Origin of the sequence: Paenibacillus sp. FSL K6-1318 (assembly GCF_037976905.1) — a bacterium.
Classification (GTDB): Bacteria; Bacillota; Bacilli; order Paenibacillales; family Paenibacillaceae; genus Paenibacillus; species Paenibacillus amylolyticus_A.
Genome location: NZ_CP150270.1, coordinates 5816014 through 5830689 on the forward strand (window position 1 = coordinate 5816014; position 14676 = coordinate 5830689).

10 protein-coding genes are annotated in these 14676 nt (G+C 46.5%); 3 read left to right on the forward strand and 7 right to left on the reverse strand.

The annotated features are described in order from the left end of the window. Positions 1-60: 60 nt before the first annotated feature. From NYE45_RS25970 to NYE45_RS25985, 4 genes are all read right to left on the reverse strand, one after another. Positions 61-2541 carry an EAL domain-containing protein gene (locus tag NYE45_RS25970; protein ID WP_340014549.1) on the reverse strand — a complete coding sequence of 827 codons (2481 nt, stop codon included), beginning with the start codon at positions 2539-2541 and terminating at the stop codon, positions 61-63. A 146-nt stretch (positions 2542-2687) separates the two neighbouring features. Next, complete coding sequence (locus NYE45_RS25975; protein WP_340014550.1) at positions 2688-3812, reverse strand: response regulator; 1125 nt, start codon at positions 3810-3812, stop codon at positions 2688-2690. Beyond that, positions 3790-6894, reverse strand: a complete 3105-nt coding sequence (locus tag NYE45_RS25980) for an ATP-binding protein (protein ID WP_340014551.1) — start codon at positions 6892-6894, stop codon at positions 3790-3792. Before NYE45_RS25980 ends, NYE45_RS25975 begins: the two co-directional genes overlap by 23 nt. A gap of 254 nt (positions 6895-7148) precedes the next feature. Next, complete coding sequence (locus NYE45_RS25985; protein WP_340014552.1) at positions 7149-7694, reverse strand: VOC family protein; 546 nt, start codon at positions 7692-7694, stop codon at positions 7149-7151. A gap of 331 nt (positions 7695-8025) precedes the next feature. On the opposite strand from NYE45_RS25985, the gene NYE45_RS25990 reads away from it, so the two are divergent. Then, the gene (locus NYE45_RS25990; protein ID WP_340014553.1) at positions 8026-9969 is read left to right on the forward strand and encodes an NAD(P)/FAD-dependent oxidoreductase; all 1944 of its coding nucleotides are present in this window, start codon (positions 8026-8028) and stop codon (positions 9967-9969) included. A gap of 116 nt (positions 9970-10085) precedes the next feature. On the opposite strand, the gene NYE45_RS25995 is transcribed toward NYE45_RS25990, so the two are convergent. Then, positions 10086-10679, reverse strand: a complete 594-nt coding sequence (locus NYE45_RS25995) for a TetR/AcrR family transcriptional regulator (RefSeq protein ID WP_340014554.1) — start codon at positions 10677-10679, stop codon at positions 10086-10088. A 153-nt stretch (positions 10680-10832) separates the two neighbouring features. Further along, positions 10833-11276, reverse strand: coding sequence for a VOC family protein (locus NYE45_RS26000; RefSeq protein ID WP_340014555.1), 444 nt, complete (start codon positions 11274-11276; stop codon positions 10833-10835). 87 nt (positions 11277-11363) lie between these two features. Here NYE45_RS26000 and NYE45_RS26005 point away from each other — a divergent pair, with 87 nt between their 5' ends. Then, the gene (locus NYE45_RS26005; RefSeq protein WP_340014556.1) at positions 11364-12395 is read left to right on the forward strand and encodes a YafY family protein; all 1032 of its coding nucleotides are present in this window, start codon (positions 11364-11366) and stop codon (positions 12393-12395) included. Between the two features lie 26 nt (positions 12396-12421). On the opposite strand, the gene NYE45_RS26010 is transcribed toward NYE45_RS26005, so the two are convergent. Beyond that, positions 12422-13618 (reverse strand): MFS transporter, encoded by a 1197-nt coding sequence (locus NYE45_RS26010; protein ID WP_340014557.1) that lies wholly within the window; start codon positions 13616-13618, stop codon positions 12422-12424. Between the two features lie 185 nt (positions 13619-13803). Here NYE45_RS26010 and NYE45_RS26015 point away from each other — a divergent pair, with 185 nt between their 5' ends. Continuing rightward, a complete protein-coding gene (locus tag NYE45_RS26015) occupies positions 13804-14670 on the forward strand; it encodes a LysR family transcriptional regulator (protein ID WP_340014558.1) in 867 nt (288 codons plus the stop codon). The last annotated feature ends 6 nt before the right edge of the window (positions 14671-14676 follow it).

A 14676-nucleotide genomic window follows, 5' to 3' on the forward strand; every position in this document is an offset into this window, starting at 1 on the left:
GATACCCGATTTGCAGAACTTTGGATCACCTGTTGCCGTTTATTTTTTATGTGTCATTTTTCAGAACGTCAATATTTTACCCGACCGCTGGGGCAAAAAGAAAATCTGCTCCACCTCATCCGCTGGCAACGGCTTGCTGTAGTAGTACCCCTGCACTTCATTGCAATCCTGTTCGGTCAGAATATCCAGTTGTCCCTTCGTTTCAATGCCTTCTGCAATAACATCCATATTCAATTGTTTCGCCATTGTAATCATAGTCGAAACAATGGCTCTATCGCTATGATTAACCGCAATGTCCTGAATAAAAGAGCGGTCAATTTTCACTTTGTGAATCGGGAACATTTTTAGATAACTAAATGAACTGTACCCTGTTCCAAAATCGTCCAGGCTGATCCGAATTCCAAGCTCGGTTAATTGATTGAGTATTTCAATGGAAGCGATCGCATCCATCATCATGCTTTCCGTGATTTCCAATTCCAGATACTGCGGGCTCAAACCCGTTTCAAGTAAAATCTGATGAACCTGTTCCACCAGATTGGATTGATGAAATTGCTGAGAGGACAGGTTCACGGACACCGGAATCAAAGGTCCCCCTGCATCATGCCAATTCCGCATCTGAATACAAGCTTCCCGGAGCACCCGGTTACCCAGCTCAATAATCATGCCCGTCTCTTCTGCAACCGAGATGAACGTGCCTGGATACAATAATCCACGGGTCGGATGATTCCATCGTACCAAGGCTTCGACACCAATCATGCTGACTTCACTTGTCTGAATCTGAGGTTGGTAATGTAACACAAATTCCCCACGATCCAATGCTTTTCTAAGGTCATTCTCCAGAACCATTCGTTCCCGCAGCTCGTGATGCAATTCGGCAGAGAAGAACTGATATCCGTTCTTGCCATTCTTTTTCACTTCATACATGGCCGTATCTGCATGCTGCAGCAGTTCTACAGCATCTTGCCCATGGTCTGGAAATACAGCGATCCCGATACTGCCCGTAACATAGAACTCGCTCTCTTTTAGATAACAGGGCTTCGCAATCGCCTGAATGATGCGTTCCGCCAACAGGGTGATATCTCCAGGACTAGTGTACTGATGAACAAGAATCGCGAACTCATCTCCACCCATTCGGGCAACTGTTACATCCTCACCATTCAGTTCATCCTTAATCCGTCGGCTCATTTCCTGAAGAAACAGATCTCCATAGATGTGTCCAAGAGAGTCATTAATAACTTTGAATCGGTCAAGATCAAGGACCATAACGGCAAACTTCATTTGCTCATAACGATGCGATTCAATCGTCTCCGACAACTTCTGATTAAACATTCTGCGATTGGGCAGTCCAGTCAACTCATCATGAAAAGCCAAATGATAATTTCTCACCTTTACGCGTTTTTCGTCCGTGATGTCCTTCATAATGATGTAATTTCCCACGACCTGTTTATCTACAATGACGGGTGCGAGCACAACGCCAAGTTCAACCCGTTCCTGATTGGTGCGATAGATGACGGTCTCGTACTTCATCTCTTCACCGTCCGTAGCACGTCCGAACATATGCCTGATGCGCTCCCGATCCTCCTCCACAACCATAGTTAATAGAGTACTTACGGATTGATCCTTTAGTTGTTTCTCCTTAATGCCGCCAATTCGAGCTGCTGCCGGATTAATTCCAACAATTCGCATATGAAGATCGATGGAAATAATACCATCCTGATTATGCTCATAGAGTGATTTATACCATTTTTCATTCTCTTGCTTCTCCGACTCCTGTTTGGAAAACAATCTTGATATGTACAGACCAACAAGCGATAATCCCAGTGTAAATAACGTACCCATGGAAATAAAATAGGCCAGACGCTTCTGGTCGAGAATCGTGTTTAATGAAGATATGACCCTGTTCGGGGGCATGTCCGATTCAATGTGCGCTGCCATCATGCCTGTATAATGCATGCCCGCAATGGCCCCTCCCATGATGAGGGCACTTCCAACCTTTTTCCAAACATCATGACGTGTATCCGATTTAAGAAAGTATAACGATAACCACAGCGCTGTAATTGAAGCCGCACATGCAATCATAATTGATAACATGACATACATGGGATCGTATCGAATCTCCACCTGCATCGCATACATCCCGATATAATGCATCAACACGATACCGAGTGCAAACAGACAGGCGCCACCCAATAACTGTAACAGTGATAGACTCTGTCGGGAGACTACCATCAACGCCACCAAAGATGCAACAATGGCTACAGCCACGGAGATCAGCACAATGACAAGATCATAAGAAACGGGAAATGGCAATGACATCGCCATCATGCCAACGAAATGCATGGACCAGATGCCCATACCCATGATAATTGCGCCAAAAGATAGCCATAACCAACGACTTCTGCCGCTGGCTTTGTTAATTCTGCTGGTGAGGTCCAGAACGTTATACGAAGCCGCAACAGCAATCAAATATGAAATCAGGACAAGTACGTTATCGTGTGAACCCGTGCCATGTTGAATACTGTGTTCCAAGGTATGTTCCATTATCGATGCCTCTCTCTACATGTTACTTCTTTCATTATAGAACATCGATTTGAAACATTTCTGAAACCTGAACCATAAGTCCCAATCAAAATGATTTTCGCAGGCAGTGGACCATAAGAAAAACCCACTTGCCAGGGCAAGTAGGCTTAGATTGAACGATTGGATTTCCAGCTTTCGAACCATTCCTGGACAGCCGGATGAGGGAGCATATCCATTTCCTGACTCAACATACGGCATAGCAGGCTGTACTGAACCTCGACCGAACGTCGATCACCGAGTCGATGATACAGGTTCATCAGAACCACATATATATTTTCCTCATCAGGCAACATGCGCTGTATTTTGAGATAATGTGCAACAGCATCTTCATCCTGATGGGCAGCGATATAATAATCTGCAATTTGTTTCTCATGGCGAAGCCAGAGATTGCGCAGTCGGCGTCGCTCCATTTCGGCCCACAGATACGTTGTTTCCCCCAGATATGGACCCTTGTAGAGAGATGAAATCTGTAAATGAAGATCCATCGTTAACGCTGTAACGGCAGGCGCTTCAGCTATCCTTTTCTCCCACGTGTCCATATCCAGGGATGCCCCGTTCAATTGCAGCATATATCCTTCATCGAGGTTGGAAATCTGGATATTAACCTGCTCTGCCTGTAGCTGTTTGCGAATCTGGTAGATAGCCGTATAGAGTTGGGTTACTCCGCGTTTCCATTCAATCTCAGGCCACAGCTGTTCAAGCAGCACCTGCTTGCGAACAGGTTTATCTCGATATTGCAGGAGGAACGAGAATAGTTCCTGGGCTTTGAACGTCTTCCATCGTATGGTGATGGGCGGACTCCCCGCCTTTTCAAATTGCAGTGGACCAAGGCAATGAAGTATAACCTGTGAATCCGGGAACCGTTCAGTAGGATCTGATGTGAGCAACAATCGATGAATCGTCTTCTCCAGCCGCTCTGTCTGCAACGGTTTCAGTAGATAATCCAGAGAATTGAGTTCAAACGCCTTGACTGCATATTCATCATATACCGTGACAAATACAATTTTGGTCGCTGGAAGTTGTTGCAGAACGCGCTCAGCCAGTTCAATTCCGCTCATCTCGGGCATCTCTATATCCAGAAAAACCACATTCGGTCGAACCTGTACAATATGCTCCAAAGCCTGCCGGGGACTGCGGTATTTCCCGATAATATCCAGATCGCTAATGCGCTCCAGTTCCTCCGCAAGATGATTCAACGCGAGCGGTTCATCATCCACCAGTATCGCTTTCATGAAATCCCACCTTTTCTATTGGAAGCCGGACTTGAATCTCGGTTCCCTGTTCCAGGGAACTATGTATGAGCAGTCCCCATCCGAATAGCTGTTTGAGTCGACGCTCAATATTCCGGATGCCGATCCCGCCTTCAAGCGTTGGCCCCTCCATAATCCGTTCCAGTGTTTCCGGCGACATGCCTACCCCGTCATCCTTCACCGTAATCAGAATGAATTGATCATCCCGCGTAACCCGAATCAGAATGCGTCCCCCCTCGGCACGTCGCATAATACCATGACGTACGGCATTTTCCACCAAAGGTTGAATGGTCAGCGGAGGTACCCGGAAGTTTGTGGAGGTCAACACTTCAATCTTAAAGTCCAGCCAATCATCAAATCTTACCTTTTCAATATGTAGATAGGATTGCACCAATTTTAATTCCCGATCGAAAGGCGTCAGTGGATTCGTGTTGTCAAAGCGGAAGCTTTCCCGCAGGTAATTGCCCAATTCATTGAGCAGTTCATTCATCTGTGCAGGTTTGCTTTTGCTTAGCGCTGCAATGGAATTCAGAGTATTGAACAGAAAATGCGGCTTGATCTGCGCCTGTAGAAAGGCCAGCTCCATGCGAATGCGTTCAGCAACTGAACGTTTCATCTGTAGCAAGGTACGTACACGTACACGAAGTTCGGAACCTTCTACCGGTTTGCGCAGAAAATCATTAGCCCCTGCCAGACCCGTTTCCAAAGCGCGATCCCCTTGCCACGCAGAAATGAGTAACAGGATGGGCAGCTCAAACATGGTGTACTGTTCACGGATTTTGCCACAGATGACGGTACCTGATATGCCAGACAGCGTTCGGTTCACGATAATCAGATCCATTTCATCTAATGGATGCATGCTCTGCATGATTTCTTCCGGGTTTCTCACCACAGTCACACGATAATCATCCAGATTCAGAATAGGCAGCAAAAGATTCAAATTCAGCGCATCATCATCCACAATCATAATATGGTACATGCTCGATAGAGATCGTTTGCTTCGGTTCACTGGCAAATTCAGAACATAGTTATCAACCGATTGAGCTGCCGCCTTCTGCTCCATCATAGGCGACAATACAACTTGTGTTTCATCTCTGAATGAATCTGCACTTAACGGTAGCATAAGTATGATGTCCATTACTCCAGATGCACTGTCAGGTACATGTACCGTTCCATGATGCAATTCCGTTAATGCCTTGACCAGATATAACCCTGGAGCATCCGGATTGTGATTCATCTGTGCAAGATCCTGATCCAGCTCGGACTCGAACAAAGCACGAGTAAGTGCAGCCTGTTCCAATGAGATGGCACCTCCCTGCATATGGACACGAACTTCAACCATCCCATTCACTACTGAAGCTTCAACCTGGATCGTACCCGTAACGGTAACCTTCAAGCTATGCTGGAGCACACCTGCTAGAATCTGATGCAAGCGTTGCTCATCGGCAGCTACTCGTGGCAGTGACTTATCCACATGACTTGTAATTTCTATGGAATGGTCATATACCATATATCGGACACGTTCCACCACTTCATCCACTAATGCATAGAAATCAACAGACCGGATCGTCAAATATATTTGCTGCTCACGAATTTGCGAAAAGTCGAGTAAATCATCCACCATGCTGCGCATCATCCAGCCCACCGATGTAAGCAATTGCAGGTCCTGCCTTTGGTCAGCTGTAAGGTGATGGTCTGATTGAAGGCGTGCATCCGCGATACTAATCAAAGCCTGAAGTGGAGTCTTCATTTGATCTGAAATATTGGCCATAAATTCATTTTTGAACCGCTCGACACGCTTCATCTCAAGGGATAGGCGCTTCAAACGTCTATAGGTCAGTACAAATTGCTGCACAAACATCAAGATAAACAAACCCGAGAAGAGAAAGACCTGAATAAAGTACCAGTCACCCATATGGGTGAGACCGAGCTGCAATAATAGATTGGACAAGCTATGTGCGGCAAATATAAAAAAGGCCAAAAATCGATGTCCAGCAACAGGATCGCCACCTCGGAAACTCCGAAGCAGGATTACTAAAGAATAGCTATACACGGCTACATTTTGGATCACCAATACTCCGACCAGATGTGACACCATGTCAATTGGCAATACAAATAACAAGATAATGAAGACCGCGTTGAAGATGTACACCGCATATCTCACCCAACGTCTAATCACCGTTTCCAATTGACAGGCGACAAACATAAACATCCAGAACGTAAGACCGACTATCGACAGAAAATAGACAATGAAGCCCGTAGCATATGTAAGGTCAGGCCATAGCCAGAATAATAATCTGGTCCCCTGATACGAGCTGGTGACCATCATGCTAATGAAAAAAAGAGACATATAGATCCAGCCGCTTCGCGGTGACTGATAATGCATGAAGCCAAAAATCATACTCAGAAAACCAAATACAACCAGAATACCAAATTCAAAAGCTACATTCCTCTGCTGCGATTGGTATATAGTATCCATACTGCCGATGTGAATGGGTTCAATCATTCCCCCGCTATTCGCAAAATCATAGTTGGCTACCTGCACATCAATATTCACTTCGGTACCGCTTATCTCCGTATGTGAGATATAGGGCTCTACTTGGGGGCTATATTGTCCGGCGCTTGTCGAGACAGCTCCGTTCGAACCAATCTGTACCCCGTTAACAAACAACGTGTGGGCTGTACGAATTAATGGAACACGCAAGGCAATCTGCTGTGCAGATTCATCTTCGGCATCCAGCAATATTTTCAAACGATACGTCCCATATCCGAACGCACCCTGATGAAGATAAGGTTCAATGACCGACTGCCAATTGCCAGGAACGATAGCGATATAATCGTGAGCCCTCGTCTCCTCTGTTCCATCCAATAACTGCCCCGGATAAAACAGCCACTCTCCATTAAGGGCGATATCTCCTTCTTTCAAACCTCCGACCTGACGCAGATCCAGTACCCCTTCATGCGCCTTCGGAGCATGCTCATCCTCCAGAAAAGAGAGCACATTTAGTGCGATAAACAAGGCAACGACACCTATAATAAATATAATAAAACGTGTGCGACTCAATAGCTTATCCCCATCCGTAAAACGTACCTATGATTAATCATGTGATGACAGAACAACCTTCCGATCGCTGCCTACATGTACGTATCGTAACACAAAGCATAGGAGCATACACTTCTACATTGCTAACATTTTGCATATTATCTGGGGACGTTTCTCCTCCTGTAAACATGAGAAAAAGGACGATTTATCGTAACATCGTCCTTTTTCTCATGTTTAATTTCATCTTTAACGTTTTTCGTTCTTTCGGCCTGCATTTATTTCGTCTTTCCTGATATCGCTCTGTCAGGTGGAGTCCAGCGCTTTGCTTCACTGTGTTCGGGATACTGTATACCCGCAGGGTAGGAGATCAGCTCAATCAGCATCCCCCACGGTGCCCTTCCATACACAAACTGATTGCCTGCTCCACCTTCAATATGCCCGGACAACGCGCCAGGCTCTGTCAGCAATACTCCGCCCGCTTCCTTGAATCGTCGTGCAGCTTCTTGCATATCGTCCACATACAACGCCACATGCTGCAATCCGTAATCGGATGCCCTAACTGGCTGTGATTGCGATGTATTGGCGTACTGAAATAACTCAACACTGGCGCTCTCCCCAAGCGATAACATCCGAATATGAATTACTTTTGCGCCTGAACGCAGTCCTAGTTTACGCTCTGTCTCAGGCCCTTCCTGTGGCGGATCATCCGGGGTTATATGGTCATAGGCAAGTTCGGCTCCAAACGCCTGTTGGAAAAATAGCGTAGCCTGCTCCATATCCGGCACAGTTATTCCAATATGGTCGATACCTCTCGTAATCATGTTATCCCTTCTTCCTTTATCCATCGAACTTACTTATACACTGCGAAATCCTTACCTATATGATTTACACGAAAAGAGGTCCGCTATAACCATCACTCCTTCCATCTGCGCCTAAGGCTGCTATTTTTTCATGCCAGATGATTCGCAACCTTTACTCTGCTCCAGAAATGTAGATAACATGAATTGATTGTGATTTTTTTCACTTATAATTTATCGCTGAACGTTTACGATGGGTTTATCACTTATATTACTCGCGAGTAACCTGTAATTGTATCAATATTTGTATCTATTCAATTCATCTAATACTTACTAACAACAGGAGGACACACACATGAATCATCCTTATGAAAAGCTGTTCACCCCATTTCGCATCGGAAACATGGAAGTGAAGAATCGAATTGTCATGTCCCCTATGGGAACCAATTCGGCGAGTCCTGATGGTCGCATTTCCCTTGAAGAGATCGATTATTATGAGGAACGCGCCAAAGGCGGCGCGGGTATGATTATCCTCGGAGCACAATTTTTGACCGAAGATCTGGCTCAGGGCGTATTGGAAGGCATTGTGGAGAAAGATTATGTCATTCCATTGCTCACGGATCTGGTCGATGCAGTACAACATTACGGCACCAAAATTATCGCTCAGCTCAGCTGCGGCACTGGACGTAATGCGCTACCAGACCGTTCGGGGAAACCTCCCGTTTCGGCTTCGGCCATCCCCGCCATCTATAATCCGGAAGTTCTTTGCCATCCACTTACGGTGGAAGAAATACAGACCATGATGGAGCAATTCGCCGATTCGGCAGCCAGATTGAAACGGGCGGGCTTTGATGGGATCGAAATTCATGCCCATGCCGGTTATCTGATCGATCAGTTTATGTCGCCGATCTGGAACAAGCGTGAAGATGAGTATGGCGGTACGACAGAGAAACGGATGCGATTTGCCATAGAAATTGTACAGGCGATCCGCCAAGCTGTAGGTCCGGACATGCCCATTTTGTTCCGTATGGCACTAGATCATCGCTTTGAAGGGGGACGTACGGTCGAGGACAGTCTGGAGATGCTGCAGATTCTCGAACGTGCTGGCGTAGATGCCGTTGATATTGATGCAGGCTCCTACGAAAGAATCGATTACATTTTTCCGCCAGCTTACTTGGGCGATGCTTGTATGGACTATATGTGTGAGCCTACTCGTCAGGTTGTGAACATTCCTATTTTGAACTCGGGAAGCCATACACCGGAGAGTGCTGTCCGCTTAATCGAATCCGGGAATGCGGACTTCGTCATGTTTGGTCGCGCATTGATTGCCGATGCCGAGCTTCCTAACAAACTACGGGATAATGTGCGGGAGGATATTCGTCCTTGTATTCGTTGTAATGAGGAATGCATCGGTCGGATCATCGAACGGAATACCAAAATCAGCTGTGCGGTCAACATTCAGGCAGCCAACGAGAAACGCTTCGCGATTCATCCGGCGGAGACTGTCAAGAAGGTCGTTGTTGTAGGTGGAGGACCTTCCGGTCTGGAAGCGGCACGTGTAGCAGCACTCAAAGGGCATGAAGTTACACTGTACGAAAAAGAGGCCTCTGTCGGTGGACAGGTCACCAGTGCAGCCACACCGGAATTCAAAGGCCAGTTGCGCGCCCTGATTGGCTGGTATGAGCGGCAGTTAACCCAGCTACACGTGAAGGTGAAGTTAAATCATGAGATCAAGCCGGATGATCCGGCACTGGAAGCAGCTGATCATATTTTCATCGGCGCAGGTGCGGTACCTCTTGTGCCTCCAATCCCTGGTATTGATAACGATAATGTCGTGGGAGCCATAGAGGCCCATTTACAAAAAGAGCTTGTGCGGGGCGAACATATTGTCATTACCGGTGGGGGGTTAACGGGTTGTGATCTGGGACTTGAGCTGGCTATGGAAGGCAAAAAGGTCACCATTGTCGAGATGCGCCCGGAAGCGGGACAAGATGTGATGTACATTAACCGTGCAGCCCTGATGCCTATGCTCGATAGCTACGGAGTGACCATTCTCGGTGGACATAAGGTCCTCTCCTTTGAGGCCAATGGTTTGCATGCAGAGAAAGCTGATGGTTCCAAAGTGTTCATTGAAGCAGATACGATCATTAACGCCTTTGGGATGAGAAAAAATACAACGATCGCTGAGCTGATCCGGGCCAAGTTCGGAACCAAGACCAGCCTCATGGGCGATTGTGTGAAGATTGGCAAAGTAGGTACTGCCGTTCGTTCCGGCTTTTACGCGGCGAGCGCCATTTAGCCCGTATTCAAAAAGAGCCAGACTCCGGTTTATGAACTGCACCCCATTTGTGAGACACGACTAACAATGGAGGTGCAGTTCAGTTATCCTGGTCTGGCTCTTCCTGTTGAACTTATTTAGCTTCGCTGCTGCATGTCCAATATGCCGTAGAAAAAGAGATCCTGCGTCTGCCGTGCCAGCTGCGAAGGCGTTTCGTGACCTGGCAACAGCTTAATCAGGGTTAACCGTTCAATAATAGCCAGCAGACATTCTGCAAAGAAAATCGCATCGAGATCCTGCCGATAATATCCAGCTTGCTGTTCTTCAATCAGATTCTGTTCCATGAGTCCGGCAATCTCAGCCTTGATGCCCACCGACTCCGGGGACAGATACAATCCAATTCGGGTCAATGCGGGATTCCGTCCGAGGAATCGGTAGATCTGCTCCAACGAGGCCACGACCGATTCCTTGAGGTCCTCCCTATTCTTTCCCGGCCCGATATGACTATCGCGCACTGCTTGACTGAGGCCATTGCGAAAATCTGCCACCAGCTCTGCAAAAGCAGCTTCTTTGCTCTCAAAGTACAGATAGAATGCAGGCTGTGTTAACCCGGCCCGAGCAACAATTGAACTTATTTTTGTCTGGTAGAACCCACTTAATGCAAATTCCTCTGCTGCTGCCTCCAGGAGACGAAGCCTGCTCTTTTTGCCAATAGCTCCTTGTTTTCTCACTTCAACCCCCAGCCCCTCTCTGCTCAGACATCCTGCTCTGTTGTCCAAACCTCTACTGTAGATTATACCTAATCTATGGGGCTACTGAAGTGAAGCTTTAGTGATGAATGTTCACTTGAGGCATACATGAATGAAATGGCTCCTCACCTCATTCTAAAAATCATGCACCGTCACACACAGCTGAATCGCGATGCCATACGGATCACGCACAATGCCGTATCCTGGGCTGAATTCATTTTGCTCGTAAGGTACCAGTACCTTCACACCCTCATGTTGCACCAAAGAATGATACAGTTGATCGATTGTAGCTTTATCCTTGGATTGAATACATAATGACGTGCTGTTTCCCAGCTGCCAAGGTTTCTCCGTATCCATTGCTTCTTCCGCAATCATGATCTTGTTGACCCCAATCTCCAGCACCGAATGTGTAATATACTCATCTTGTCCGGCAGGGTACTCAAAGCCTGGGTTCATCTCCTTCATCTCTTTATAACTTTTCTTGAATATCACCTTGGCGCCCAGAAACTCCTCATAAAAAGCAATGGCTGCCGCCGCATCACCGTTCATCGACAAAAATGGTATCACTTCAAAATTCATTATATTGCCTCCTTGTTCCTATTGGATTACACTTATCACTATAACAACGAAAGGTGCCAATCCATGGCACCATTAAGAGGTCTCGATATGAAAAAATCAGAACGCATGAACCAGATGCTTCGCTTTATTAATCAAAAACAACAGTTCACCCTGCAAGATCTTATGCAGGAGTTCCAGATCTCCAAGCGGACCGCGTTAAGAGATATCGCTTCATTGGAAGAGTTGGGTGCACCCATCTATGTCGAATATGGACGCTACGGCGGATATCGACTGCTGCAACAGATGCAGCTGCCTCCCATTTCGTTTAATACGGGTGAGCTTCATGCCCTTTATTTTGCAATGCAGGCCCTCCGCAGCTTCACCAGCTTGCCCTTTCAGGTTTCTTTCCGTACCATTCATGAGAAATTTATGAGCGCATTATCTGACAAGCAGCGACAGGATATTGAGAACATTCAACACCGGGTTTCCTTCCGACATACGGAGCAGATTCGCGATAGCGCCCATTTGGAGTTTCTGTTGATGGCTGCTGTGCAGAATATAGTGATCCAGATTACGTATCCTGATCAACGGAGATCTACTTATACAGGGCCATCTCCTGCCATCCTTTCTGATCCTGAGCCATCGGATTCACCATCTCGCACATCCAGCTTCACCATCCGTACCATTCAACCCATCTCGCTCTATGCCAGGAAAGGCTACTGGTATTGCCAGGCCTATGATCTGAATAAGCAGGCGTATCGTGTGTTCCGTTGCGACCGGATCACTTCGGCTGAAGTGTCAGACATTGAACCTTTGGCTCATGTTATTGAACTTCAAGCACAGGATCCCCATTCGTTATGGGAACCATCGGAACAAGCAACTCCATTCAAGTGCCTGATTGATGAAGCCGGAGTTGAGCTATTCCAACAAGAACATTTTCCATCTATACAGATCATACACGTCAATGAATCGGGCAGTGAGCCGGCACAAAGGCTTCTTGTCGGTTCGTATGAACCTCATGAGCTTGATTTCATTACTCGGTACCTCGCAGGATTCGGCAAATCTATTAAGATCATGGAACCGGATACGTTAAAAGAATCATTGCGGCAGTACTATATGGGCTTGTTAGATCATGTATAAAGATCATATCTCTATATCCATTTACTTTACATGCCTTTTAGCTCCTGCTCACGATCAATAACTTTTGAGTTTTTCTTATTACCAATAGCTAATTGAACGATAATCTGCAGCACGATGATGATAGCCAAACCATAGAATGCTTGCACGAAGCTACCTGTCAGGTCCTGGAGCCAACCAATCGCCAGCGGTCCAAGTGCTCCAAGAATGTAGCCGCCAGATTGAGTCATAGCGGACCAGCTACTGGCTTCCTGAGCATTGCTTGTCTCATCAATCGGCAACATGAGTGCAATCGGGAACAGTCCACCTGCACCAATACCGAGCGGGATCGCCGCGAGCCACGGGCTGACAGAGAGATTCAGCATCAGGATACCTATCAACTCTAACATTGCACATCCGACAAGCCAGAATACACGTCTTTGGTAACGGTGTACAAGCATGGGAATGAATAACGTTGAGGGCAGCGATATCAATGTAAATAACGTTTGGATGTTGCCGGCAGTCTCTTGACTATATCCATGGCTTTGAATGGCTGGCGCTAGCCAAGCGGTTAGTGAATAGAAGATCGCTGCCATCAGCCCAAAGAACATTGTCAGCGCCCATGCACGCCTGTTCTTCACCGGAAGTGATGCATGAATGACAGCTGAAGTTTGTCCAGATTGTCGCTCTGTGCGCGCAGAATAGGCTAATTTCAACCAGATCGGTAATGCAATGACTGCGAGTAATGTCCATGTGGCCAAAGACCCTTTCCAAGATCCACCCAGCGCATGCTGGAGCGGAACCGATAGTCCCACACTAATGCTGGCCCCCATCACCATCGCTGTAGAGTAGATGCCTACCATAGCTGCCACTCGGTTAGGAAAATACTGCTTAATGAAGCTGGATAACAGCGGACCTGTAAGTGCAATCCCTACACCCGACAGAAAAGAAGTGAACATCATTAACGGTATTGCACCTACGAATAATCGTAATCCCGTACCTAACCCAATAAGGATTAAAGCCAGCACAATGGCACCTTCGTTCCCCCACCTTCTACTTAGTCTTACGGAGAACGGAGCGAATATGCCCATACATAATACAGGTAGTGTCGTTAACAGACTGGCGGTCATACCACTCAAACCCAGATCATGCTGTATGGTGCTCATTAGCGGAGAAATGGATGTAATGGGTGGTCTCAAGTTCAGTGAAGCCAGGATAAGCGCCAAGACAATATAAAAAATTTTCATTATGGATCACCTCATGGTAGTAATAGTATTGTTGCATGTACCAAGATTTATTAATCAGAGAAAGGCTCTTGGGTTGCACATGACTAAGTATAGATTTATCATAATGATTGAACAATACTATTGTTTCTATTAAAATGATTACTAAAACCAATGATTAGAGGTGATTTCCTATGGAGATTCGTCAGATGGAAAACTTTGTTACGGTGTGCGAGGAGCTTCATTTTACTCGGGCAGCTGAGAAACTTGGCATATCTCAACCTACGTTGAGTCAACAAATACGTGGGTTGGAGGATGAGCTTGGTGTTCCTTTGTTTGACCGTGTCGGTAAAAAGATTGTGATGACCCAGGCAGGGACTCTGTTTCTGGAGCACTGTGTACAGATGATCCGGCATTTGCAGAATACCCAGGATGCGCTAGCTGAATTTCGCAATGATCAGCGAGGTCGATTGGTCATTGGCGTCCTTCCATCCGATTTGGATTACCGTCTCACTCCACTACTCGTTGATTTTCATGCCCGATTCCCTAAGGTGCAATTGAAGGTGATCTCTTCGATCTATGTCGTAAATCAAGTGTTGGAAAATGAAGTCGACATTGGCATCGAGATCACGTCTGCCCCTGATAATCGGCTTGTCCGCATCCCTTTGTGCAGTGAAGAATATGTACTTGTCGTTTCCGAGAATCATGATTGGGCTGAACGCAGCACAATTGAAATCCAGGAACTGCGTGATATCCAAACGGTGATGTTCCCCGAAGGATTTACAGGCAGAGAATTGGTCGACAGCTATTGCCGTAAGTATGGATTCACCCTAAACACCATCATGGAGACCAGCTCGGCGACCTCTATCATTAGCCTGGTCAAAGCCAACGTCGGAGGAACACTGCTGCCTTATCCTCTGATCCAAGCCATGAATGAACCCACGCTACGTTGCATTCGAATTACAGACGATCCGCCATACCGACACTTTGAGATCATCCATCGGTCTGACCGCTACCTAACGCAATCGGCTAAGGCATTTATTGAGAAGACGATCGAGTATTTTAATCAAAGGTGAGTTTAA